We start from the raw sequence: 25931 nt of genomic DNA, 5'->3' as shown, positions 1-25931 counted from the left end.
GATAAGATAGGAATAATAAATCATTAGGTAAAAAGTATTGGTTTATTACAGGTTTTGATTTTTATACTTAAATTTCTGAATATTTAGGTATTTACTCTCTTGTCATATTTTCCTAATATTACTATATTTATTCTTAATTGAAGAACAATTGAAACGAGAAGGGAGGAGGGAGTATTCGAAAGGTCATTTCGGTCATTGGTAATAGTTTATTTGTCCTTCTCATTTTATTAGGTGTTCTTTCTTTATACACGCTAATCACTAGTGACCAAAATCAAGAAAAGCCACCATCTCTATTTGGGAGAAGCCTTCTTATTGTATTAACAGGAAGCATGGAGCCGAGTATCTCACCAGGTGATGTTGTTGTGATTAAACAATCTACGTTTAATCAAATCAACGAGAATGATGTGATTACATACCGAAATGGGGCAGACTTTGTCACTCACAGAGTAACTGAAGTAGCTAAGGATGAGTCTGGCTCTTTTTTTAAGACGAAAGGCGATGCAAATAATACAGAGGATGAGACGAAGATACGGTCTGAACATCTAACAGGTAAAGTAGAGTGGGTGTTGCCGAAAGTAGGCTCTATAGCTGAATTCTTAATCAGTCCAATTGGTTTAAGTTTGATGTTTTTCATTGTTCTTGTCATTATTTTTTCAGACAAGTTATTTAAAAGGAACAAAAAAATCATAAATGAATTTGAGGGGGAGAAGAGTTGAAAACAAAATTATCGTTAAGTTCATTGGCATTATTATTAATTGCTACAGCTATTTTTGGGACAGTTGCTTATTTTTCTAAAAGTTTTACGAGTACAGGAAACACAGTTCAAGCAGCAAAATTTAATGTGAACGCAGTGAATGAAAGCGGCGAGACAATTGGGGATGGACAATTCTCCTTAGGTGAAAACTTTTACCCAGGGATGGATCCTGTCAAAGTTTATGCTTTTGAAATTCAAAAGAATGATACGGAGGTGCCCGTTACTTATCAAGTAGATTTAATTCCATCGGGTAAATTATTCCCTGCCAATGGCAACTCGCCAATTGTTTTGTCATTAGAAAGAAAAGTGAATGGGGAGTGGAAGGAAATCGATCATACTTCAACATTTAAACCGACAGTCGATAACGAGCAATTTCGTATTTTCGCAAGGTGGCCACATGGTGACAATGATATTAACTTCCAAGGGAAAACAGGAAACTTAAAATTGAAAGTTGCCGCTACGCAAGTAGATGAAGAGGAAGGACCTCCGTTTTATACTGGTTCAATTGCTTTTAAGGCAACACCTTCAGGGGATATCAGAACAACAGCAAATAAAGAAGTGAATTTTTATAAGAATGACCAAGGCAATAAAGTCATTGAAGTAAAAATGGGAGAAGGGAATGGGGAGTTCGAGAAAAAAGTCGGTAATTTTACAATAACAGAATCACAAGAGGGAGGAAATACATGGTATAAAGTTGTGACAGATCATGAATATTACGCTGGTCCAAAAGTTTGGAAATTAACAGCAGATCGTGTCAATACTTCTCAGGGTGGTGTAATCGATTTTAGAAAAGATACGAATGTTTATCTAACTATTGAATCGCAACAGTTATACAAATGGTTTACCGGGAATAAATAGTACTCACATAAAATGGGGGGCAAGTTGTTTGTTATTGTATGAATCAATATATATCTTCTTTTCAGCCTAATCTAACGAGAAAAGGGGTTAAAGAATGATATATACGAGTAATCTACAAAATATAACGATAGACATGCTATCAGGGTTTTTTGTAGGATGGGGGAATTATCCGCAACCGGAAACGCATCTATACCTAATGCACAACAGCTATAAAGCGATTGTGGCCATTGATGAAACAAACAAAAGAGTCGTAGGCTTTATTACAGCTATCAGTGATGGTGTGATCTCGGCATACATTCCGCTACTAGAAGTACGGCCAGACTATCAACAGCAAGGAATTGGAGAAACACTTGTAAAGATGATGCTACAGGAACTGAGCGATATTTATATGATTGACTTATCTTGTGATGATGATTTAGTTCCATACTATGAAAGATTCGCCATGACGAAGGGAAATAGCATGATTATACGTAATTATGAGAGGCAGTCTGGGAGAAATATTAAGAGAACGATATAAACATGTTCTCGCATTAAAACGGGCAAATGCTATTTCAATAGCTTTGTTCGTTTTTTGTATTGGCAAAGATTGAAATGGAAGTATTTAACATTAATGGTTATAAACGCAACAAGTTAAATATTAGTTGAAAAGTTAATGGTTTCCTGCTTTTTAATTTGCACTGGCGGGTTGTCTTTATTTTCCGAAGGACTTCCAGTATGCTTATGTTGAGAGCAACTGTGAGGAGGATACATATGAAGAAAATCTATAGTGATATTATTCAATTTAGAGGTAATCATTATGATTATGGTTTCTTGCAAGGGGAGTTATTAAAGGACTCATTGTCCGTAAAAAATAGAGAAGACCAGTGGAAGGTAAGAAAGCCACGCTTTACGATCAATGTAAAAGAAGCAAAGTCGATGATTACACACTTTGCTCCAGGTGTTTGGGATGAACTAATGGGTTTACAAGAGGCATTAGAATGGCCAATAGAGCGGGTATTACAAGAATACGGTGGCTATCGCGTGAATCATCATAAATCAGGCTGTTCTATATATATAGGTGAGGATTATTTAATCCGCAATTATGATTATCATCCCAAAACATATGAAGGGCGATATACACTATTCCAACCGACTGATGGAATGGGCTATAGTATGATTGGTCCATCGCAACGAGTAACAGGGCGAATGGATGGTATGAATGAGTGTGGTTTAGCAATGGGCTATAACTTTATGAATAGAAGAAGACCAGGTGATGGTTTTATTTGTTGTATGATTGGCAGACTTATTTTAGAGTCATGTCAAGATGTTGAAGAAGCAGTTGCGATGTTAAAAGAAATTCCTCATCGTCATTCCTTTACTTATGTTGTTCATGATAAAAAGGGAAGAAGTGCGGCAGTGGAAACCACCCCAAGAGAAGTGACAGTGCGTGAAACTCTATCCTGTACAAACCATTTTGAGAAACTCTTATCAGAAAACCGTCATCAATTAGCAGATTCAAAGCGTCGTTTAGCTGTTATGGAAGAAAATCGCGCAGCAATGAGTAGTCCAGAGCAAGCTTTTCAATTGATGAATGGTATAGGTAAAGGTGTATTTTCTGATTTGTATGGAAGCTGGGCGGGGACTATTCATACATCTGTATATTTTCCGCGTAGCCTAAAAGTATGGATGGCATTGGGAGGAAATCAACAACCTTATGAGATTGACTTTGCTTCTTGGCTATTAGGAAAAGAGTTATCAATCGAGAGAATGACTGGTAAAGTGGACACGGATATTCCTTTTCTTCATATGGATGAAGGGGCGAATTGGTTTAAGTGAAATGATAAAAAAAGAAAAAGCCAGTTGTGCAAAGGAAGAAATGCGCAAGCTGGCTTTAGGGTGGCCTTTCATGGTACTGATTTTGATTATAATTCTCTTCTCATCGCCTTAAGAACATCCACTTTTGTTGCTCTCTTTGCGGGGCGGAGACCTGAGAATACGGTAACGAGTAAACAAATACCGACACTAATAAGGGTCAGTGACCAAGGGATATATGACAATAATAGTCCTTCTGGAGCTGCCTCATCAAATGCTGTTTGAATAATAAATGGTACAGATAAATTGACTAGGAAGCTGACACCATAAGCAACAATCGTCCCAAAGATGGCGCCTAATAAGCCGATATAAGTACTTTCTAATAAAAAGATATTTTTAATTGTACGTGGATGTGCACCAATCGCTTTCATAATACCGATATCCGGTGCCCTTTCCGTTACAGCCATTGTCATCGTATTGTATATACCAATGGATGCAATGATCAATGCAATCGTACCAATAAAGATAAGGCCAATTTTCATAATAAGGAAGATGACATTAATTTGTTTCATTTCATTGGCAATTGAATAAATCATATAGCCTTTATCTTCAAGAGTCTTGTTAATTCCTTCTACTTCTTGAACGTTATTTGCGTATACTTTTACATAATCATAGACTTCTTCCGATTGATTGGCGTCAAGTTCGCCGCCTTCGTACATTTCAGTTGCCCCGCGCATAACGCCAGTGAATTGTTCAACTTCTTGTAAAATTTCTTCGGAAATAAAGACATGCTCTTCATACGCCCAATCACGAGCAGGCTTTTCAGCGATTCCTACAATTTTAACAGAAATGGTTTTCTTCGTTTCTTTCCCATCTGTTAATTTAATGACTTCCATGTCCATTTCTTTATTTAGTAAGTCATCAGTATAGACATAGTCCTCGTTGATATTTCCTTCATCATCGTACAATTTCTCAGGGTTAGCACCGTTTTTAATTAAGCTTTCAGTAAAGTGATAACCGACAACAACTTCATTCTCCCCCTCAGGTAAGCGCCCAGATGCGAGCTTGAAGTCTGCTTTTATCTCTGATGGAAAGTGTGTGACGATGGCATTCGTATTAGATGTATAGTCATCTAGATGGAAGAAAGGCATCTGTGCCAATTCATTCCTGCGGGTAACGGCTTCCACTCCCTCCATCTCTTCAAAATAAGTAATATCTTCATTTTTTAGTCCTTGTGAATCTTCTTTCCCGTATATCTCCACTTGGGTAACCAATTGGTTTTGCATCATATCAGAAATAATCGATTTATGAAGTCCGAAGCCGACAGAGGCAAGTACAATTAAGAATGCAACACCAATCGCAGTAGCAAGTACTGTCATAAACAATCTAGATTTATTTTTCTTTAAATTTTGTCTAACGAACTTAAACTGATCTTTAAATGTCATTTCGCTACTTCCTCCAATACATGACCGTCAACAATTTCTATTGTACGATGACCGAACTCGGCAACCTCTTCATCATGAGTAATGATAAGAAAAGTAATCCCTAATTCTTCATTTAATTGTTTAATGAAAGCGAGTAGGCTTTTCTCTGTGTCACTATCTAGACTACCTGTTGGTTCATCAGCAAGAATAAGAGGTGGATTTACTACAAGTGCACGTGCAATACTGACCCTTTGTTGCTGGCCACCGGATAACTCGCTGGGATAATGGTCCTTGAACTCTGCTAGTCCAACACGCTCAAGTGTCTCTAACGTTTTTTGTTTACGTTCCTTTTCATTCATCCCTTTAAAAGTTAGCGGCAATTCAACATTTTGGAATGCTGTCATACTTGGAATCAATTGAAAGTTTTGAAAGATAAAACCGATATGCTGAAGTCTAAAGGAAGCAAACTCTCCTTCAGAAAGCTCAGTCACAGTTTGATTATTAATCTTAACTTCACCCTCAGTTGGTTTAATAAATCCGCTAATGATATTTAATAGGGTTGATTTTCCAGATCCGCTTTTACCTACAATGGATACAATTTCTCCTTTGTTAATTTGGAATGATACATCCTTCAGAACAGGTATGACCGTTTTCTTCTCTTTTTTACCTATTTCAAAAGAATGATAAATCTTATTTACCTCAATCATGCATTTTCCCACCTTTTCTTTTGAATACAACATAATAGACGTAAGTGAAATGAAGTATCCCTACATATTTAGCTAAAAAATCTTTTTTAAATGCAAAAGTCATTCAATTGTTGATAGAGATCGAGTTGAAGTAGTGATGTTGTGATAAACTATTATCATTGAGAAAAAGTTGAGGTGTACGTAATGGAAACGGTGTTGATCGTCGGTGGTGGCATAAATGGTCTGTCAGCTGCCCATGAACTACAAAAATGGAAAAACGCAAACAATCGCGACATTCGCATTATATTAACTGAAGCACAAAATCATCTAGGTGGAAAAATTAAAACCGTTGAAGCGGGTGGATTTATGATGGAAACGGGCGCTGATTCTATTGTCTCAAGGAAAGTAATGGGGAGAGAAATCTTTTCAGAACTGAATTTAAGTGATGAGGTCGTTTATAACGGGACAGGTCGCTCTTATTTATTTACCGATGGCGAGATAAAGCCCATCCCAGTTGATGCCGTATTTGGTATACCGACAAGTATCGAGTCATTGGCTAAAAGTACATTAGTCTCTGCTGAAGGTAAAGTTCGAGCATTAAAAGACGTTTATCACCATGAGAATCCATTTACAGTTGAAGATAGTATTGGTGACTTTCTTACCTATTATTTTGGTGAAGAATTAGTAGAGAAGCAGATTGCTCCGGTATTATCGGGTGTTTATTCTGGGAAACTACAAGAATTGACGATCTCATCTACCTTGCCAGCTGTTTTCGAATACAAAGAGAAATACGGAAGCATTATCATGGGGTTCAATGCTCATAAAGAGAAATATCAGAGTAGCGGTGAAAGGAAGTTCCTCTCTTTCAAAAATGGTCTTTCAACAATTATTGACGCATATGAAAAATCTCTTGGAGCAGTGGAAATCAAAAAAGGATACGAGGCACAATCAATACAAAAAGAAAAGCAACATTATAAGGTGAGTTTTTCAAATGGTGAAGTGATGAAAGCAGATCATATTGTCTTAAGCACTCCACATCAAGTTGCGCAACAATTACTTGATGACGCAGCGTTGAATCAGTATTTTTCTAACATGAAAAACAGCTCACTCATTAGTGTTTACATAGGATTTGATGTTCCTGATGCGGTTTTACCCGAAGATGGAACTGGCTTTATTACTTCAAACAATAATGAGCTACATTGTAATGCATGTACATGGACAAGTAGAAAATGGAAACATACGTCTAAAAGTGGAAATCTCCTTGTCCGTCTCTTTTACAAAAGTAGCCATCCTTCATTCGGTAGAGTGAAGGATATGGAAGATATAGGATTACTTGATCTAGCAAGAGAAGATTTACAGAAAAGCTTAAAACTAGCAGCTGAACCCATTGTATGGGATATAACAAAATGGAATGAATTAATGCCTACTTATACACTGGACCACCCGCAATTAATCAAAGGAATTGAACAAACACTTATAGAGAAATATCCTGGTGTGTATATAGCAGGAAGTTCTTACTATGGTTCAGGGATTCCGGATTGTATGGAGAATGGTATTGAAGTGGCTAGAAGAATAACAGCTACATTGTGAAGAAGTAAAAAAACAAGAGGGGGAAGGTTATTCCTCCTTCTTGTTATTTAGTTCTTCCATTTTTTCTTTCTTTTTCTTTTTTAAGCGCTTTTTCTCTTCTTCCATTTTACTTTCAATCCAACGTTTTTCTTCTTTTAATTCTTGTTTGATTAATTGCTTTTGTAACCTTCTTGACATCAATTTATCTTTTGTTGCTCCTGAAAGCTCTATTTCTCTTTTCACTTGCTGAAGTTCTTTTATTAAGGATATAGTCATTAGAATCATTACAAAGGAAAATGGGAATGCAGCAATAATCATTGTATTTTGTAGTGCTTGAAGCCCTCCAGAGTAAAGCAATACAGTAGCAATGGCTGATAATAAGACGCCCCAAATGAGTTTATTACGATTAGAAGGATTTAACACACCTTTTACTGATTGCATACCTAATACAACCGTAGCTGAATCACCTGAAGTAATAAAGAAAATGGAAATCAAGATGAGAGAGAGGAGAGATGTGATAAAACTTATAGGCATCTCTTTCAATGTCCCAAATAGCATTTGCTCAGTATTCATCGAAGCCAAATCAGCTATCCCTGTCATTTGCATATCGATAGCTGTGCCTCCTAAGAAAGCGAACCAAATAAATGTAACGATGGTAGGTACAAGCAATACTCCAATAGTAAACTCACGTATGGTCCTTCCTCTAGATACTCTTGCTATAAAAGTGCCAACATACGGTGACCATGCCATCCACCATGCCCAATAAAAAATTGTCCAATTATTAATCCATTCTCTACTTTGTTCATTATTTGGTGTTAATCTAAAGCTCATTTCTGGCAGTCTTTGTATATACTTCCCAATCGTATCTGTGAACAAATTTAAAGAATAAACAGTCGAACCAAAAACAATAAAAAAGACTAGGAGTACAAGGGCAAGTATCATATTGACATTGGAAAAAATTTTAATACCTTTATCAATCCCAGTAGTGGCTGATATTAAGAAAATGACTGTAATAATGATAATAATCACTAATTGGATAAGAAAAGAATTAGGGATATTCCAAATGTAAGAAATCCCACCATTTATTTGACTAGCTCCAAAGCCAAGAGTAGTTGCGATTCCTGCAACAGTGGCAATAATCCCGATAATATCCACTATTTTACCTAACGGACCGTCTGTATTTTTCATAATAGGAGATAGTGTAGAGCTAATTGAACCATCTCCCCCTCGACGGAAATTGAAAAAGGCAAGACAAAGAGCAATAAGGACGTATATACTCCAACCATGAATACCCCAATGAAAATAGACATACCTTAAAGCGTCCATAGCTGCTTGATCGGTACCCGTTTGCCCTGTAGGAGAATCAATAGCGAAATGAGAAATAGGTTCTGCTGTTCCCCAAAAAAGAAGACCTGTTCCCATCCCAGCACTAAACAAAAGGGCAAACCAAGTAGGATAACTATATTCTGGTTTTTCATCTGACTTCCCCAGTTTTAATTTCCCATATGGGCTAACAATTAAAAATAAGCAAACACAGACAAAAATCGTGACTATGATTAAATAATACCAGCCAAAAGTAGAGGTGATGGCTGATTGAATAGCAGCTGTATAGTTTTCCATCACTTTTGGAGCGAATGCACCGATAAAAATTAAAACAAGTAAAATACCGACTGACCAATAAAAGACGGCCCCGAATTTCTGATGTTTAGTTTCATTATTCACTATCATATACCACCTTTTTTATTGTCAAAGCGTAACTCCTGATATTAAATGGAAAAATCCCTACTGTAATTCTTTTACCTTTTCTAGTGTTTCGAATTAAGATAAATATTATGTACACTTATCGTGTGAAAATGGTGTGTGGAATAAGGAATATTGCAGTGATAGGAAGTATTTTTGTTCCTTTATGCGACCGGAGTTAACCTATCCAAACAGAGCAATAAATGACAGGCGTAAATAAATGATGCGATATACAATCAAACCGAAGGGAGAAGAGTCTATGAGTTGGGTAACAGATATACAAAAAGCGTTGGATTATATTGAAGCAAACCTGTTGAAAAAGTTAAACAGTAAGGAGGTAGCCAAACAAGCGAATACTTCTCCTTTTCACTTTCAACGAACGTTTGCGATTTTAACGGATATGACGCTAGGGGAATATATAAGGCGACGAAGATTAACGGGTGCAGCCATTGAGCTTGGTAATAATGGTGAGAAAATTATTGATATTGCTCTAAAATATGGCTATGAAACCCCAGAAGCATTTACTAAGGCATTCAAAAAGCAACATCATATCTCACCATCAGAAGTAAAGAAATACCGTGGAAAGTTGAAATTATATCAGCCCTTAAAAATACATGTAACATTAGAAGGAGCCGAACCAATGAATCATACGATTATTTCAAAAGAAAGCTTTCAAGTAGTAGGCCTAAGAAAAAATTATTCCCTTGAAAAAGATGAAAACCTAGCAGAAATCCCAAAGTTATGGAATCAAGTCAATCAAGATGGGACTTGTGATCGCTTACTTTCATTAAATAATGGCTCAATAAAAGGTGTACTTGGTGTTTGCGTGGATCATATAAATCAAAGGGAGATTGACTATTGGATTGCTGTCAATCATGAGGGCCATTCTACTAGCTTTGAAACAATAACGATTCCAGCCTCAACTTGGGCCGTATTTCAAGTGAAAGGAGAGATGCCTAAAGCAATCCAGCAAACGTGGAAACAAATATTCTCAGAATGGTTTCCAACAAGCGGTTATAGACATGCGGGAACCGCTGAGTTAGAGGTATATCCTGAAGATGGCTCTAATCGTAGCGATTTTTACTCAGAAATTTGGATCCCTGTAATCAAAGAGTTGTAAGTAAAAAAAGCTGGGTTGTAATCATGAACCCAGCTAAATGATTTAAGAGGTTTGCTTGAGGTTTGTGGTTTCCTGCACAAAAACATTTCTTCCAGCCCCGATCCCACATAAAGTAAAAAGAACGGCAATAGTAATAAGGGCAAAAAATGCTGTATGCCATTGGTGAAAAAGGTCATAAAGAAGTCCAAGTAAGAAAGGACCACATGCTGCCAATAAATAACCAAAAGATTGGGCCATGCCAGAAAGAGAGGCAGCCTGTTCACTGTTCATAGATCGTAGACTCATTAATGCTAATGAATGACTTATCGCAGCGCCTAAAGAAAGACCAATGAGGATAATACTCAGAAATGTGATCACCATATTTGAAGTGAGAAATAACCCGCATAAACCAGTGATAAGGGTTGTACCAATCCCTAACCCAATCCATTTTTGATGTGATAATCGTTCTCCTAAAATAGGAATAAAAAAACTTGCTGGTAGCCCCGAGAATTGCATGATAGTAAGCATCCAACCACCCATTTCTAACGTGAAACCTTTTCCTATCAATATCTCTGGTAACCATGTGGAAAAACCGAAATAGATAAACGATTGTAATCCCATAAAACCGGTGATTTGCCATGCTATTCCCGACCTAAACAATGTAGAGAATGAAAGGAGCGGAACAGGATTTTTTTTAGGTGCCTTTTTAATAAATGGTATCCATAGAAGACAAGCAAGTAAAACAGGGATTACCCAAATTAATAGACTGGTTTTCCATGCAATCCCATAGCTAGAAAGTGTGCCACTAATACCTGGTGCAAAACCAGCAAATACCCCCATTGATAGCGTATATATGCCAGTAATTAGCCCTATTTTTAAGGGGAATTGTGCTTTAACAAGACTAGGTAGTAACACGTTACAAATACCTATCCCTAATCCGATCATGAAGGTACCAAGAAATAGTATGAACATAAAATTAGTAGAGCGCATGAAGACACCTAGACCTATCAGTGTTAGCCCACAAAAAAGCACCCTCTCAATTCCCCATTTCTTTGCAAAAAAAGGCGCAAAGGGGGAGATAGCCGAAAAGGCTAATAAAGGGAACGTGGTTAGTAAACTCACTGTACTCGTATTAAACTGCAATTCATGTTGTATGTCACCAATAATGGGGCCAACTGAAGTAATCGCAGGGCGTAAATTGAATGCAATTGTGATAATCCCTATAAAAATAAGTATATTCCTACCTTGAACGCTTCTATCTGTCATAATTAACGCCTCTTTTCAAGTAATCAAAGACGCGTTAATTATAATGAATTTTCTGATATTTGTATAGGGCAATGAAATGTTTATCTATTATTTATTGGTCTTAGGTGGTAATTGGAGGCTTCGTAACAATTGGGTCTCTATACTATTCTGAACAGTATGCTCGATGAAGAAATCACTAATCATTTTTTTATACTTCTCGTCTTCAAACATTTTTTTATTTTGCAGTTCCATCTCAGCGAGTCCTTCATATTTGGCAATGAGGCAATAGGTATGGTCATTACCAGAAATAGGGCAGAGGATTTCAATCTCGTGACTGTAGTTTTCGTTGCGAAAGCTTTTGATATTAGCGAGATTTTGAATGCCTTCTTGAAAGTTTTCTTGTTTTAGTTGAAATGATTGATATACATAAATACTCATAATGAACATTCCCCAATCTTCTTTTATCAATTTAAACTTCACTCAATTTTGGTCGATATAGAATGATATAGGAGTATTTTGACATTAATATACCACGATTATTCATTTTCTTCTTAGAAACTTAATTAACGTTAGGGAGTTATGTAGTTTTTGCTCTATTATTTAACGGAATGTCTTTAAAGGTAGGGGAAAATCGACTTTTACTCAGTTGGAGAATTTATGCTTTATGTAAGTGTAAATCAAGTTTGGGCAGCTAACAATGTGGAATTCACACTTGATGAACGAGCCAATGGGATTTGCCCAGCTAACAATGTAGTATTCATGCTTGATGACCGAGCAAATCAAAATTTGCGTAGTTACCTTTCCGATTTTTACACATAATGAACGAGCAAGTCACATATGCCCAGCTAACTATCTGATACCGCTTTGATTGGAATGAGGAAACAGTTGCTACTCACTATTTGTTTATGAGGTTTATGAATGAAGAGTTAGGAAGGCAATAAAAAAGCACCTGATGACATCAGATGCTTTTCCCATGATGGTTACTTCTTAAATACCTTATTTACAAGTTCGTTCATTGACATGTCACTATTTACTTCAAAAGTCCCTGGACGTAGATCATTTTCTAGACCCTTTTTCTCTACGGCATCAAAAAAGTCTTTACCATTTTTAATGATTTTTGCAGACTCAAGCGCATTACCGACGTCGATACTAGTCATACCAGAGGTAACTGTGAGCATCGTACGGTAAACAGCTTTTTCGTTTTCATTTGCTTTTGCATCGTTAAGTTGCTTTTTAAGCTTTTCATTTTCTTCTTTAACAGTTGCAATATCTTTCATATCTTTATTGATATTGTTCCATTCTTCTTCACTGTGAATAATAAATCCTTGAGATTGTAGGGCTTCTTCCATCTCTTCTGTACTAATTTCTTCTTTCGTTGCTTCTACGGGTTGATCGACTTCTTCTGTTGCTTTTGGCTCGGCAGCTTCTGTCTGTTTGCTATCGGCCGGACTAAGGAAATAAGTAATCCCGAGAATGACTGCTGCGACAATTAAACCACCAGCAAAGCTGCGCATCGTTTTCTCACTCATTGAGCTACTTTACTCCTTTCCGTACTACGTTTTTCGTATGGAGCTAGTAGGTTATTCACTTCTTGTAATGACATCTTTAGTTTTTGAGCGATGCTTTCGTTGGAGTATCCTCTTCTATGTAGGTCAATCATTTCACGTAGAAGTAATCTATGATCCGATTGTACTTCAGATGTACCTGCTTCTACCGCTGTTATCTCAGCATCTATTTCCATGAATTTTACTTTTTGCTGCAGTTGGTGAATTTCATCCATTAAGGAAAAAGAAACCTGGTCAATATGTTGTTCTTGTTCTGATTTCGATTGTTTACCCTTAACAAATGATAAAATGAGCAACACAACAGCTGCACCAAGTAAAATGGCTAATACCCATTCCATCTTATAATTCCTCCTTATATGAAACTATTATCCTGTGATTTTATAATTATACCTTCCTTTTTGTCGAAATACGATTATTTATGTCAAAAATGCCACTAAAGTCATATTTTTGTAACATAAAAACACAGGTTGCCTGCTTCTATTATAGTATAAGAGAATGGGGTCTAAATTCAAGCAATGTACAATGAGTGTGTTTTTTTTGTAAAAGGTTTGCGTCTTTATGAAAGAAAAGGTTAAAATGCAATAAATAGTTTGAAGGAGTGCAACATGAATACATTATTTAATAATCAAGCAAAAGTTTATAAAGAGAAAAATAAAAACAGGGGTCGCCTGCTCATCAAATGTCCTGATCAACCAGGTATTGTCGCCCATATCTCGAAATTTTTATTTCAACATCAAGCTAATATTATCGAATCCAGTCAATATTCCACTGATCATGAAGGCGGCAACTTTTTTATGCGTATTGAATTTGAGTGTCCTGACCTTCAACAAAAATTTGGACAAATGAAAGAGTCATTTATAAATGTTGCTCTAGATTTCGAAATGGAATGGAAGTTACAACAAAATAGTGAATTAAAAAGAACAGCAATCTTTGTTTCAAAGCAGCTCCATTGTTTAAGAGAGATACTATTAGAATGGCAGAATGGCGATATGATGATGGAAATTCCATTAGTTATCAGTAACCATCTAGAGGCAAAAGAGATTGTTGAGTCATTAGGAATTCCTTTTTATCATATCCCTGCTTCGAAAGAAAATCGTGAAGAAGTGGAAACACAGCAGCTACAATTACTTGAAGAGTATAATATAGATGTTGTCATTCTCGCTCGTTATATGCAAATTTTGACGTCTCGATTTGTTTCTGCTCAAGCTAATAAAATCATTAATATCCATCATTCGTTTCTACCGGCATTTGTTGGTGCGAAACCATATGATCGTGCCTATGCTCGGGGAGTAAAGATTATCGGTGCAACTTCACATTATGTAACCAATGATTTAGATGAGGGGCCGATTATCGAGCAAGATATAAGTCGAGTTGATCATAGGGATGAAGTAGAGGACTTGAAGAGAAAAGGAGCCTCAATCGAACGCAGTGTATTAGCGAGAGCTGTAAAGTGGCATCTTGAAGATCGCGTGATTGTATATGGTAATAAAACCGTTGTTTTTTAAAAATAAATCGTAATACCTAAATCGGGGAATTTTCCTCGATTTTTTTATTCTAAAAAAACGATGAAAGCGCTTTTTTATTCAAAAAGAATTAGTAAAGTAAGTAAATATCCTTATCTTTGCGGAGTTTTAATTGTTAGATTTCCTTACATCATAATTGACAGCTTGTATAAATTGTTTTTCAATATAACTATCATAAAAAAACAGAAAATTATAAATTTTAGGAGGATGATGATGGAGGAGGCAATAAAAATAGCAAGCCATCCAGTTGTGTGGATTATCTCACTTACAGTCATTGGTGTAGTCATTTTCCAAGGAATTAAATTTATTCAAATGGCAATGAAAACGAGAGAAAGTGTAGGTCTAAGTAAGCAAGATGTAAACAGCGCTTTAAAAGTTGGGATGATAAACGCAATAGGGCCCTCATTTGGAATTGTGGTTGTAGCTGTATCTTTAATTACCTTACTAGGTGACCCTTTAACATTAATGAGAATAGGCATTATTGGTTCTGCTGCTACTGAATCGATGGGGGCCAATTTGGCTGCAACTGCTTATGGAACAGAACTTGGATCTGAAAGTTTTACAGCAGAAGCGTTTGCGACTGTAGCATGGGTTTTATGTATTGGCGGATGTGGTTGGCTGCTTTTTGTTTTCTTTTTTACTAAATCATTAGCAAATATTGAAAGGAAGGTATCAAATAAGCAACAAACGACGGCTGGTAAACTCCCCATTATGATGATTGTGTCAAGTGCTGCTATGCTTGCGGTTTTTGGTAACTTTGTTGCAGGTGAAATATTTAAAGGGGTGGAAACAGCAATTGTTGCTTTAACTGCAGCTACTACGATGCTAATCGTAAGTTTTATCGCAAATAAAAGTCATCAACTCAAATTCTTACATGAATGGTCATTAGGTGTATCGATTATTGTTGGTTTAACAGTTAGTTATTTTGTCCTTTAAGGAGGGAATAGTATGGCGGTTTCCGAAAGTAATATAGTGGCTAAAAAAAATGAGGTTATTCATTCATATGAGATGAATATCTTTCATCAAAAATCACATTTTTGGGGTCGTATGACGGTTGGATTAGTAATATTATTGACAATCTCACTTCCCTTATATCTTTCCTTTGTATTAGGTATTCATCCAGGTTGGCAACCCATTATTACAGGGTTGATAGCTTATGCTGCCGCCATCGGGTATGCCTGGTTTATGGAGCCAATATCATATTACCCAACTTTAGGGATATCTGGTACCTATCAAGCCTTTTTAACAGGAAATATTGCTAATATGTGCTTGCCGTCTGCTGCGGCAGCTCAAAATGCTGTTGGTGCTGAACCTGGAACGAAAAAAGGTGAAATTGTTGCGGCTCTTGCAATAGGAGCAACATCACTAATGAATATGGCCATACTAATTTTCATTATTGTTTCAGGATCTTATCTCGTATCAATTATTCCGGAATCGATTCAAGGAACATTTATATATATTGTTCCTGCTATTTTTGGAGGTATATTTGCGCAATTTGCCCTTAAGAAGCCGTTATACGGAGGTATTGCATTATCAGTAGGATTATTTGTAAATCTAATACCTATTCCCACTTTTTTTAAAGGAATTATCTGTATCATCTTAACTATCATCATTTGTATATCATTAGAGAAAAGAAAGTAATTAAAAGGGAGGAATTTATAATGATCAAAGAAGAACTTGTAGATTGGATAAATAAGAAAGAAGCCTTTTTTTCAGATATGGCAAAAGATATATGGAATCATCCGCAAGTTGCGTATGAGGAAGAATACGCATCGGATTTACAAAAACAAGTATTACAAGAGGCTGGGTTTGATATTCAAGAAAACGTAGGAGGAGCACAAACAGCATTCGTTGCCGAATATGGAAGTGGGAAGCCTGTTATTGGAATATTAGGAGAATTCGATGCCTTACCAGGACTTTCGCAAGCGGTATCTACAAACAGGGAAGAAATTATTAGTGGTGGACCTGGCCATGGATGTGGCCATAATTTGTTAGGAACGGCTGGTGTGGAAGCTGTTATCGCGATGAGCGAAGCAATGAAAACGAGTAAAATAAATGGAACAATTCGTTATTATGGATGTCCTGCAGAAGAAGTTCTTTCTGGGAAAACATTTATGGCAAGAGAAGGAGTGTTTAATGATTTAGACTGTGCATTAACTTGGCATCCAGGTGTAGCAAATTTTGTTGTCAATATGTCCATGCAAGCAATGGTTTCGGTAGAATATCAATTTAAGGGAATAACTGCTCATGCTGCTGGAGCTCCTCATGCAGGGAGAAGTGCATTAGATGCAGTGGAATTAATGAATGTTGGAGCAAATTATATGAGAGAGCATGTATTAGATGGCTCAAGGATACATTATGTCATTACTAATGGCGGGCTGGCACCTAATATCGTACCTGATCAAGCAAGTGTGTGGTATTATTTGCGTGCGACTACGAAAGAACAAGTAGATAGTATGTTCAACCGATTAGAGAAAATTGCACAAGGTGCAGCACTAATGACTGAAACAAAAGTTGAGCATCAAGTAAAGGCATATGCGTATAATGTCTTGCCTAATGACACACTTAATAAGGTAATGTTAAAAAATATGGAAGGTGTGTCGTTTTCATTTAATCAAGATGAATTAAAATTTGCAGAAAAGCTGGTAGAAACAGTTGATAACGATGTTGTTGAAATGTCCAAGAAGCAGTTCGGTATTGAACTAGAAAGTCTATTACCAACGGGTAAAAATCATTTCAAACATTTGAAAGGGCAATGTATAGGTGGATCAACAGATGTTGGTGATGTAAGCTGGATTACACCTGTAGGTCAAATCATGACAACTTGTGCACCAGTTGGTGTTCAACCCCATTCTTGGCAGGCTACAGCTTCTTATGGGTCATCCATTGGACTGAAGGGGATGCATTTAGCAGCAAAATCAATGGCATTAACTTTATTTGATTTATTGACGGATACAAATTTAATCGATGTGGCAAGAGAAGAGTTTGTTAAAGAGACTGCTGGAAAGAAATATGAAGCAGCAATTCCTAATGATTTACGACCACCATCGTTAAATAGCATGAAAGAATCAGTTCGTATGTAGCAAGGAAGTTGATAGGATAGGAATGATCGAGAGATAAGCCTTAACAATATTCATTAGAAAATTGCTAAGGCCTTTTTAATTTTGATTTCCTCATTCCTCTCCATATTTCTCACGATAGTGTGATAAGGCTAAAAGAGGGAAAATGTAACGGTAACTGTGATAATGAAAATAAATAGCACCAGCGAGGCCTTGCCCTGCAGGGTAGTCTTCGCGCCAATCGTCATTGTCCAAAGATGTGAGGAGGTATTTTATGCCTCTTTTAATTGTCTCATCTGGCTTCTGACTTACCGAAATTAATGCATCTATGGCCCATGCAGTATGTGTGAGCGTACTATCACCTAATGGGATATATTTTTTTTGTTTATCACTTAAAGCGGATTCCCCATAACCTCCATCAGCATTTTGAATGGATCGGAGCCAACTCGTAGCCTTCTTGATCATTTCACTTTTATTATCATATGCAATTGCTGATAATCCCGTAAGAGCTGCCCAAGTCCCGTAAATATAGCAAATGCCCCATCGGCCATACCATGAACCGTTCTTTTCTTGGTGTGTTTTAAGCCATTCAATACTTTTGTCGAAATGAGAATGTTGGTGTGGCATTTGTGTGTAATTGCCTAAAAACTCCATGGCTCTTCCTGTTAAATCGGCACTGCTTGGATCGGTGAGAATAAATTCACTATCTTGGATTGGTACTAAAGCTAGTAACTTATTATTGGTATTCTTTTCAAAAGCTGGCCAACCGCCATCATCATTTTGCATGGAAACGAGCCAATTCACGCCTAAATTCCAAGCGTCTTTTATGTTACCATCGATTTTTGCAGGGTTTGTAATTGCACGAAGAGTGGCCGAGGTATCATCAGTATCTGGCTGAAAAGTGTTGATGTTAGAAAACCCCCAAGCTCCTGGTTTAGTCTTGGGATTATGAATGATCCAATCTCCAAATTTATATTGTTGTCTACTAAGTAAATAATTAGTTGCTTTCTTTATCATTGGATCATTTGGTGTTAATCCAGCTTTTTGTAAAGAATAACTGAGCAAGCTTGTATTCCATACAGAAGCAGTAGTGAATTGGATATGTGTATGACCCTTTACTTGTGTTTTGAATCCATATAATCCTTTTACCGCATTCTCGATTAACGGATCATCTTTTTTATGTCCTAATGAAAGTAATGCAAACACCATTAAAAATGTCGAGCTAATATAGCCAAATAAGGTCCCGTCTGGTTCTAGGTGATTCATCATATATTGTTTTGCACGGCTCATACTCAGTTGGTGTAATTCTTGTGGTAGGCCTATCATTTTCTTAATACTTGATTTGATTGTTTTGTGTATGGTTCGCCATTCGGAGGAACGGGACCAACTAAAATTTGCTTCCTCTCTTGAAGTGAACAGATCTGATAAATCTGGACTGCCAGCTGTTCGAAAACGAAACTTCTTTTCTGCGATAACCATAATGGGAACTATATTTGCTCTGCCGTATACGGAGATGCTATAGAAATTGATTGGCATGACAGGCTGGATAAGCATTAGTTCAATTGGTAGGGGAAAGAACTTTGGCCATTCATACTGCCCTGTGATGGTAAGAATCAGCTTGGTTAGGAAATGGGTTTCCTCTATACCTCCTTGTTGTAGAATGAATCGTTTCGCTTTTTTCATTCGATCATCTTTTTTATTGATATAACCTGAATACAACAATGCATGATATGCCTCGACAGTTAAGGAAAGACTGCCTCCTCTTTCATCGTAATAATGTTTCCATGCTCCGTTTCCCTCTTGTTTACTTAGTATCCTTTTAACCAATTGTTTTATCATCTCTTCATCATCAATTTCCAAACTTCTTAATAAAATAATCATATACGTATCAGTGGATATACTAGATTCAAAAGGATATTCCCAAGTACCCGAAGCTGTTTGGTCAGCTCTTAAAGTAGAAATTAAATGATTGATTCCATTTGAGACCTTCATGATATTCACCCTTTTCGTTACTTTTCCTCACAATGTAAGCAATATTAATACATGAGTATTCATTGGACAAAATTATCATTCATAATGGTGGTGTTTTCCATGTTTTTAATTTATAAATGGCGAAGAAAAAGCTTAAAATCTTCTATTACTAGGAGAAAGCTAAAAAAAGAATTAGTGACCTTATTAAAGAAAAACAAGCAGAATTCAATAATTGAACTTGATCTTGACGAACAACAGATTCTAGAAAAAATAATCCAACAAACAACAGCTTGTAATCTCAATAATGTGACAAGAACGAATGCTTATCTCGCGTTTTATTTGAAATACCCCCAAGTGCATTGGGCTTTGCTAGCCCATTTTGTCTCCAGAAATGCAGGATGGAATATGACAGATTTAAAGGGGGATTTATTATCAAAGATATTAAGTGAGGCAGAACAGAATGCGTTCTTTCAATTTATGGAACGAGCCAATTGGTTGATTTTTCAAGATGCATATCCACAGTTATTGCTATACGAGGAAAGTGTCAGACAAAGTAAGCCGTTATTTCATTTGCTCTCTCATTTAGGAGTCTCTTCATTTATGCAAGCTGTATGGTCCATTTTTTGGAAGAAAAAGCAATCACAGATACTTACGCATGCGCTTATTATTAATGAACAAAACTATATCGAAAAAAGGGTGGTACAAAACCCAATTTTTAAAGAAGAAGTGACTTCAACACTTGAGTTCAAATTACAAGATGTTTTTGCTTTTAACTATATTCTTTTTCCGTATCAGACACATGGGATATCACAGTTAAAAGGTTTAGTTGTTCATTTATTTACAAAGTTGAATCAGAGAATAGAATTAGGGTTTAAATTGTACACACTTCTATACGAAAACCCTTCTCAACTACGAAGCTTTGTGAAGTGGGCGAACCAACATCCCCATACAGGGTCAAGGAGTGATTACTGGAGGAATGTCTATTGCGTCGTTCAGGAGGGAATACCGACAAAAACCTATAAGCCAAGAATTGCAGATGGTCATTTAAAAAGCGGTGCGAAAAAGTTATTTAGTCCTGTACTTGTTCATGTATGGAAAGATACTAGTCATAAGAAGCCGGGGGTAGAAGATTGGTTTAAGAATGAGGGCATAGTAAAAATGCTATTTAAAGAAATGAATGTAAAAGATCATAACGTGAAACTGGCGTATATGAAATCCTTAGAAAGATTGGAGCTAGCAGTTGCTGCGAAAAGTTTATTATCGTAATGCAAAGACATACCTTTTTAATTCAGGGGGTATGTCTTTTTTTTTGGAACAACACTTTTAATTCTTACTATGCGTAATAGGTGACAGTAATCGTTTACCTTTATTTCATGTTAAGAGAAGTGATGAACTAGCTAACAATTATATGCTATTTAAGTGAATTTATAGAAATAAAAGCGCTTTCAAATAAAAAGATTATTAAAAATAATAATAAAAGACAAAATGTTCTTTTAATTTAAAAAGGAGCGTGATACTATTGTAAAATATCAAAATCGAATTTAAAGGAGTGGCATGTATGTCTCAGCTAATGGCTTTTGTAATTGTAATTGGAATTTTATTTATTGGGGATGTGGTAGCTACCAGAACAAAGGCATGGGTGCCATCCATGTTTATATGTGCTTCGTTATTTCTCCTTGGATATTGGACGTTCTTCCCTACGGATATTGTTGAAGTCGCTGGTATCCCATCGTCTGTAGCAACATTATTAATGTATTTGCTCATTACCAATATGGGTACATTGCTTTCTTTACGGGAATTAAAGCAGCAGTGGAAAACGTTAGTGATTGCTCTTTCTGGAATCTTGGGCATTATTGTCATTTTATTTACTATTGGTGTACTACTTTTTGATTTTCAAACAATGGTAGTGGCTATTCCACCACTTGTTGGTGGTGTGGTATCGGCATTATTGATGTCAGACGCAGCTGCCGAAGCGGGACTTGTATCTTTATCCGTATTTGCCATTGTCATTTACGTTATGCAAGGTTTTGCTGGTTATCCACTGACATCCTTTGTCTTGAAAAAGGAAGGGAAAAAGCTTCTTCAGCAAGTACGTAAAGGTGAATTGAAAATAAAGGATTCTGTTGAGGAGACAGCAGCCACAACTGAAGAAGTAGAATTAAAGTTGTTTAAATGGCTACCTGAGAAGTACAATACAGACTTTTTTAAGTTTTTCCGTCTAGGTATTGTTGCTTTCTTTGCCTATCTTGTGTCAACTGTATTAGCCCCGGTTGTTTCAATTAGTCCGTTTGTCCTCTGTTTATTATTTGGTGTGATTGCTACAAGTTTTGGATTTTTAGAGAAGCAGTCGTTACAAAAAGCAAATGGATTTGGTTTCGCAATTATGGCACTGATGTTATTTATCTTTGATGGACTAAAGCAAGCAACACCAAGTATGATGCTAGAAATAATTTATCCTTTAATTGCGACAATCGTCATTGGTGTAATCGGTATGTACATTTTCTCAATGATCGTCGGTAAGATGCTTAAGGTGAGTAAAGAGATGGCCTTTGCTGTATCTTTAACGGCATTATATGGATTTCCGGCGGATTACATTATTACCAATGAAGTAATTAAATCGTTAACAGATGATGAAGAGGAAAGAAATATCCTCACTAGTCATATGTTGCCACCAATGTTAGTGGGCGGGTTTATAACCGTCACGATCGTATCGGTTATTTTAGCAGGTCTATTTGTGCAATTCTTATAAATTCGCAATCGAAATGAAGGAGTGATGAATGTTGAGTAATGTATTAACTCGAATTGATCAACATATAAAAACACTTGGTCAGTATACAAGTACGCCTGGAAACGGTACAACGAGACTAACTTATTCAAATGAAGATTTACAAGCAAGAAACTATTTGAAGGAAGTCATGAGAGACTACGGATTAACTGTATCGGAAGATGGTGTAGGGAACATTTTTGGTAAATTGGCTGGAGAGGTGAATGGGCCAAGCGTTTTAATCGGCTCTCATTTTGATTCTGTTCCACATGGTGGTGATTATGATGGCCCTGCTGGGGTGATAGCTGGATTGGAAGTGGCAAAGCTATTCCAAGAGAATGGCATTAAACCTAAGTATCCATTGGAAGTTGTGGCACTAGTAGAAGAAGAAGGGTCAAGGTTTGGTGGCGGGTTAATGGGCTCTAGAAGTATAACTGGTAAGCTTACAGACCAGACATTTAGAGAGTTGGCGGATTCACAAGGAGTTTCTACAGTTGAAGCGATGAAGAGTATTGGTTTGAACCCAGACCTCGTAAAGAAGCGTGACAGAGATACGATGAAGGCGTACTTAGAACTGCATATTGAACAAGGACCGATTTTAGAAAATGAGAAGACCTCAATTGGTATCGTAGAAGGCATTGTGGGTTTATCACAATTGGAGATAACAATTAAGGGAAAGGCAGGTCATGCAGGAACAACACCAATGGATGGTCGTGCAGATGCGCTTGTAATGGCAGCACATATGATTGCTAAGCTGCCAAAGATTGCTGAATCTTACGGAGAAGGGACTGTCGTTACAGTTGGTAAACTATCAGTCTATCCGAATGGAGCAAATGTTATCCCTGGTTCGGTTACATTTACGATTGATTTACGGTCAACAGAAGAAGCTAAATTGAAAACTCTACTAGAGGAAACACAAACTTTTATTCGTCAGTTACAAAGTGAGAAAATATCCATCTCTATTGCAGAACAATTATATATGTCACCAACAATATTAGATGATGAGATGAAGAAGCAATTAGAAAAGGGCTGCGAGAAATATAAAATATCTCATCAATCGATTTTCAGTGGGGCTGGACATGATGCCATGGTATTTGCTGAACAAACGAAGGCGGCTATGATTTTTATCCCAAGCAAAGATGGATTAAGCCACTGCCCTGAAGAATGGTCAGACCATCAAGATATTGAAAAAGCAGTTTATGTTTTATTTGAAGCAGCAAAACATCTCACGGAGGTGAACTAGGATGAACAATTATATTAAAGAGGCAATACTTGCGAGAGCGAATGAAGTGATTCAATTAAGAAGAAAGCTTCATAGTGAGCCAGAATTATCATGGGAAGAAATAAAGACAACAGAGTTTATTGCTAACTACTTGGAAGATTTACAAGTTCCTTATCGGAGAATGAAACCGACTGGTATAGTTGCTGAAATTACTGGCAGTAAGCCTGGAAAAAAAGTAGCTTTAAGAGCGGATATTGATGCCTTGCCTGTAGAAGAGCTAAATACAGAATTATCATACGCATCACAAGTAGAAGGGAAAATGCATGCTTGTGGCCATGATGCACATACAGCCATGCTATTAGTAGCAGCGGATGTTCTAAATAGTATGAAGGAAGAATTAAGTGGAAGTGTTCGTCTTATTTTTCAACCAGCTGAAGAAGCAGCCAGAGGTGCATTAGCAATGGTCGAGCAAGGAGCAATGACAGAGGTTGATCATGTGTTTGGTATTCATATTTGGTCCCAAATGGACACAAATAAAATTGCTTGTACCGCGGGACCTCAATTTGCATCTGCTGATATTTTTCATGTAGCTTTTCAAGGCCAAGGGGGACATGGTGCAATTCCACATGATTGTATAGATGCAATAGTGATGGCTTCTTCCTTTGTGATGAATCTGCAGTCGATTGTTTCAAGAACAATTGATCCACAGCAAGGAGCAGTTGTAACGGTAGGAAAGCTTGAGTCTGGAACTAGATTTAATGTCATTGCCGAAAATGCTAAACTTGAGGGAACCGTTCGTTGTTTTGAACCTGCAGTCAGAGATCACATAGAGGAGCAATTAACTCACTATGCAAATCATGTTGCTGGTCTATACGGTGGCAAAGCAGTGGTTGAGTATACGAGAGGGACCCAAGCAGTAATTAATCATGAGGAGAGTGCTGCGTTAGTCCAAGAGGTTGCAGTCGACTGTTTTGGCCCTGATGTCCTATTTGATGAAAAACCAACAATGGGCGGAGAAGATTTCAGTTTTTATCTGGATTACGCACCAGGCAGCTTTGCGCTTGTAGGAAGTGGAAATAAGGATAAGGATACCGAATGGGCACATCACCATGGTAGGTTTAATATAGATGAAGATGCTTTAGTAACGGGTGCAGAGCTATATGCACAATTTGCCTGGACTTACTTATTAAAAGCTTAATAAGCTAGCTTCTGTAATCATAAGTAAATCTTAAATGACAATAAAGAAACCAATCATTCATTGATTGGTTTCTTCTTTTCCATTCATAAAGGATTATTATTGTTAAATCCTGAGTTTTGATGGTTGGCTATAATTGATTGTTTGCGCCTCAGTAATTGTAGATCTATAAATAATTGGCATCTTGTATTAAAGTCATCAAAATTAATCGTAGTTAATTGATGTATTTTCTTTAATCGGTACTTTAGCGTATTTTCATGAATGAACAATTCTTCTGCTGTAGGCTTGAGACGACAGTTATTGAGAAGGTAAGCTTCTAATGTATCAATATAATTCGTATGATTATTTTGATCCTTCGTCAATAAAATAACTAAATCTTCATTACTATAATTGGTTTGTTTATTATGTTGTTCAATGATAGCTAAATAGCGTAATGTTTTTAGTTTTCGATAATTGATTGGAAGAGACTGTTCCTTATTAAAAAACATAGCGGTTTGTAAAACCTCAAGAGCCTCTGTATAGCTTTGCCTTAATTTATAGATAGAAGAATACTTATTTCCAATCCCAACGACCAACGATGTATCCGCATATTGCAATCGTATTGACTGCACGAGGTGTTCTGCATTCTCTTCCAAAGAAACATCTTGTTGATCATGACTAGCAAGCAAAACGATCATTTCTAAGTGATAGAAGAAAATATAGGCAGACTGAGTCATATTATTGACAGATAATCTTACCGTATTAATGATTTCTTCAAAGTTTTTATCATCGCCTTCTTCCACTTTAAATACAGCAACAATAAAAGCTTTAGGTAATGTAACCTTTGCGGAAGCAGCCTCTACCTTTAATTGATGTTTCGTTTGGAATGAGTCTTCGATGACTTTTTCATAAAAGTAATGATCTTCTTCAACCTTACCATCTTTAGCGAGTTTGTCACGATTAAGCAAGAATGCGATATGAGAAGAAGCGGCATCTAGGAACGCTAACTCTTTTTCTTTTAACTTAGGTGCTGTTTCTTGTATCCATATATAACCGTAAATGTCATTTTGATAAATAGCGGAAACAACAACCCGTTTATTCAGTGAAATATCTTTCATTGCTTTTATACGAAAAGGTTTCTTATGCCTAGTTAATTGGTCAACGATCCCTTCATCTGTAAATCTTTCAAAGATTGAAATGGGCCATTGTTTATTAAAGATGGTTTGCTTATTCACTTCATCATAATCCTCGGTAAAATAAGAACTATAGGCAATTAATGAAAACTGTGCGTCTTCAATAACAACAGGTTTTTTTAGTTGGATACTAATCATTTCAGCTATTTCTTCTATATTGGTAGAGGATTCTATTCTATCTAATTGTAAATCCATACTTTTATCCTCCTTACGAAATGGACATTCAAGTCGCATACCCCATATTATATTAAAAAAGACCTATGAAAGCCAATAGTATAAAAAGAGCAAAAAACG

At 36.6% G+C, this 25931-nt stretch carries 24 protein-coding genes; 15 read left to right on the top strand and 9 right to left on the bottom strand.

Annotation, left to right across the window (positions count from 1 at the left end; translation table 11 throughout):
* Positions 1-173 precede the first annotated feature (173 nt).
* From MKX29_RS01960 to MKX29_RS01945, 4 genes are all read left to right on the top strand, one after another.
* Positions 174-716 carry a signal peptidase I gene (locus MKX29_RS01960; RefSeq protein WP_308937080.1) on the top strand — a complete coding sequence of 181 codons (543 nt, stop codon included), beginning with the start codon at positions 174-176 and terminating at the stop codon, positions 714-716.
* Positions 713-1612, top strand: coding sequence for a hypothetical protein (locus MKX29_RS01955; protein ID WP_341103641.1), 900 nt, complete (start codon positions 713-715; stop codon positions 1610-1612). Before MKX29_RS01960 ends, MKX29_RS01955 begins: the two co-directional genes overlap by 4 nt.
* A 94-nt stretch (positions 1613-1706) precedes the next feature.
* A complete protein-coding gene (locus MKX29_RS01950) occupies positions 1707-2129 on the top strand; it encodes a GNAT family N-acetyltransferase (RefSeq protein ID WP_224935635.1) in 423 nt (140 codons plus the stop codon).
* Between the two features lie 233 nt (positions 2130-2362).
* Entirely contained in the window at positions 2363-3427 is a 1065-nt protein-coding gene (locus tag MKX29_RS01945; RefSeq protein WP_289433225.1) for a C45 family autoproteolytic acyltransferase/hydolase, read from the top strand.
* A gap of 86 nt (positions 3428-3513) precedes the next feature.
* On the opposite strand, the gene MKX29_RS01940 is transcribed toward MKX29_RS01945, so the two are convergent.
* Complete coding sequence (locus tag MKX29_RS01940; protein ID WP_289433226.1) at positions 3514-4848, bottom strand: ABC transporter permease; 1335 nt, start codon at positions 4846-4848, stop codon at positions 3514-3516.
* Positions 4845-5534, bottom strand: coding sequence for an ABC transporter ATP-binding protein (locus MKX29_RS01935; protein ID WP_224935641.1), 690 nt, complete (start codon positions 5532-5534; stop codon positions 4845-4847). Before MKX29_RS01935 ends, MKX29_RS01940 begins: the two co-directional genes overlap by 4 nt.
* Positions 5535-5717: 183 nt before the next feature.
* Between MKX29_RS01935 and hemG the strand changes: the two genes are divergently transcribed.
* Complete coding sequence (gene hemG / locus MKX29_RS01930) at positions 5718-7103, top strand: protoporphyrinogen oxidase (protein WP_341103635.1); 1386 nt, start codon at positions 5718-5720, stop codon at positions 7101-7103.
* A 27-nt stretch (positions 7104-7130) separates the two neighbouring features.
* Here hemG and MKX29_RS01925 read toward each other — a convergent pair whose 3' ends face one another.
* Positions 7131-8804, bottom strand: coding sequence for a BCCT family transporter (locus MKX29_RS01925; RefSeq protein WP_341103633.1), 1674 nt, complete (start codon positions 8802-8804; stop codon positions 7131-7133).
* A gap of 277 nt (positions 8805-9081) precedes the next feature.
* On the opposite strand from MKX29_RS01925, the gene MKX29_RS01920 reads away from it, so the two are divergent.
* Positions 9082-9942: an AraC family transcriptional regulator gene (locus MKX29_RS01920; RefSeq protein WP_341103631.1), complete on the top strand. Its 861-nt coding sequence runs from the start codon at positions 9082-9084 to the stop codon at positions 9940-9942.
* Between the two features lie 42 nt (positions 9943-9984).
* On the opposite strand, the gene MKX29_RS01915 is transcribed toward MKX29_RS01920, so the two are convergent.
* Together MKX29_RS01915 and MKX29_RS01910 are read right to left on the bottom strand one after the other, a co-directional pair.
* On the bottom strand, positions 9985-11187 hold the full coding sequence (locus MKX29_RS01915) for a CynX/NimT family MFS transporter (protein ID WP_341103629.1): 1203 nt from the start codon (positions 11185-11187) through the stop codon (positions 9985-9987).
* Between the two features lie 87 nt (positions 11188-11274).
* Positions 11275-11604 (bottom strand): hypothetical protein, encoded by a 330-nt coding sequence (locus tag MKX29_RS01910; protein WP_224935652.1) that lies wholly within the window; start codon positions 11602-11604, stop codon positions 11275-11277.
* 219 nt (positions 11605-11823) lie between these two features.
* Here MKX29_RS01910 and MKX29_RS01905 point away from each other — a divergent pair, with 219 nt between their 5' ends.
* Positions 11824-11985 carry a hypothetical protein gene (locus tag MKX29_RS01905; protein WP_224935654.1) on the top strand — a complete coding sequence of 54 codons (162 nt, stop codon included), beginning with the start codon at positions 11824-11826 and terminating at the stop codon, positions 11983-11985.
* Between the two features lie 161 nt (positions 11986-12146).
* Here the strand turns inward: MKX29_RS01905 and MKX29_RS01900 are convergent, their stop codons facing one another.
* Both MKX29_RS01900 and MKX29_RS01895 read right to left on the bottom strand, forming a co-directional pair.
* Positions 12147-12695, bottom strand: a complete 549-nt coding sequence (locus MKX29_RS01900; protein WP_224935656.1) for an endolytic transglycosylase MltG — start codon at positions 12693-12695, stop codon at positions 12147-12149.
* Positions 12692-13069 carry a hypothetical protein gene (locus tag MKX29_RS01895; protein WP_095370035.1) on the bottom strand — a complete coding sequence of 126 codons (378 nt, stop codon included), beginning with the start codon at positions 13067-13069 and terminating at the stop codon, positions 12692-12694. Before MKX29_RS01895 ends, MKX29_RS01900 begins: the two co-directional genes overlap by 4 nt.
* A gap of 267 nt (positions 13070-13336) precedes the next feature.
* Between MKX29_RS01895 and purU the strand changes: the two genes are divergently transcribed.
* The 4 genes from purU (at position 13337) to MKX29_RS01875 (ending at position 17337) form a co-directional block, all read left to right on the top strand.
* Positions 13337-14236 (top strand): formyltetrahydrofolate deformylase, encoded by a 900-nt coding sequence (purU, locus tag MKX29_RS01890; RefSeq protein WP_341103625.1) that lies wholly within the window; start codon positions 13337-13339, stop codon positions 14234-14236.
* 231 nt (positions 14237-14467) lie between these two features.
* A complete protein-coding gene (locus MKX29_RS01885) occupies positions 14468-15190 on the top strand; it encodes a DUF5058 family protein (protein WP_341103623.1) in 723 nt (240 codons plus the stop codon).
* 12 nt (positions 15191-15202) lie between these two features.
* Positions 15203-15895: a small-conductance mechanosensitive channel gene (locus tag MKX29_RS01880; RefSeq protein ID WP_289433233.1), complete on the top strand. Its 693-nt coding sequence runs from the start codon at positions 15203-15205 to the stop codon at positions 15893-15895.
* Positions 15896-15915: 20 nt separating this feature from the next.
* Positions 15916-17337 carry an amidohydrolase gene (locus tag MKX29_RS01875; RefSeq protein WP_224935664.1) on the top strand — a complete coding sequence of 474 codons (1422 nt, stop codon included), beginning with the start codon at positions 15916-15918 and terminating at the stop codon, positions 17335-17337.
* Positions 17338-17427: 90 nt separating this feature from the next.
* Here MKX29_RS01875 and shc read toward each other — a convergent pair whose 3' ends face one another.
* Positions 17428-19305 carry a squalene--hopene cyclase gene (shc, locus tag MKX29_RS01870; RefSeq protein WP_341103619.1) on the bottom strand — a complete coding sequence of 626 codons (1878 nt, stop codon included), beginning with the start codon at positions 19303-19305 and terminating at the stop codon, positions 17428-17430.
* 99 nt (positions 19306-19404) lie between these two features.
* Between shc and MKX29_RS01865 the strand changes: the two genes are divergently transcribed.
* The 4 genes from MKX29_RS01865 to MKX29_RS01850 all read left to right on the top strand — a co-directional run bounded on the left by MKX29_RS01865 (position 19405) and on the right by MKX29_RS01850 (position 24468).
* Positions 19405-20550 carry a DUF2515 family protein gene (locus MKX29_RS01865; RefSeq protein ID WP_341103617.1) on the top strand — a complete coding sequence of 382 codons (1146 nt, stop codon included), beginning with the start codon at positions 19405-19407 and terminating at the stop codon, positions 20548-20550.
* Between the two features lie 292 nt (positions 20551-20842).
* Entirely contained in the window at positions 20843-22033 is a 1191-nt protein-coding gene (locus tag MKX29_RS01860; protein ID WP_341103615.1) for a hypothetical protein, read from the top strand.
* 31 nt (positions 22034-22064) lie between these two features.
* Complete coding sequence (locus tag MKX29_RS01855; protein ID WP_373370952.1) at positions 22065-23291, top strand: Zn-dependent hydrolase; 1227 nt, start codon at positions 22065-22067, stop codon at positions 23289-23291.
* A gap of 1 nt (position 23292) precedes the next feature.
* Complete coding sequence (locus MKX29_RS01850; RefSeq protein WP_341103611.1) at positions 23293-24468, top strand: amidohydrolase; 1176 nt, start codon at positions 23293-23295, stop codon at positions 24466-24468.
* 83 nt (positions 24469-24551) lie between these two features.
* On the opposite strand, the gene MKX29_RS01845 is transcribed toward MKX29_RS01850, so the two are convergent.
* Complete coding sequence (locus MKX29_RS01845) at positions 24552-25832, bottom strand: PucR family transcriptional regulator (protein WP_224935675.1); 1281 nt, start codon at positions 25830-25832, stop codon at positions 24552-24554.
* Positions 25833-25931: the final 99 nt, after the last annotated feature.

It is taken from the genome of Cytobacillus sp. FSL R7-0696, assembly GCF_038006865.1.
In the GTDB taxonomy this organism is placed as follows: domain Bacteria; phylum Bacillota; class Bacilli; order Bacillales; family Cytobacillaceae; genus Cytobacillus; species Cytobacillus kochii.
Note: the sequence above shows the minus strand (reverse complement) of the source record. Positions and strands in the feature narration are given on the sequence as shown.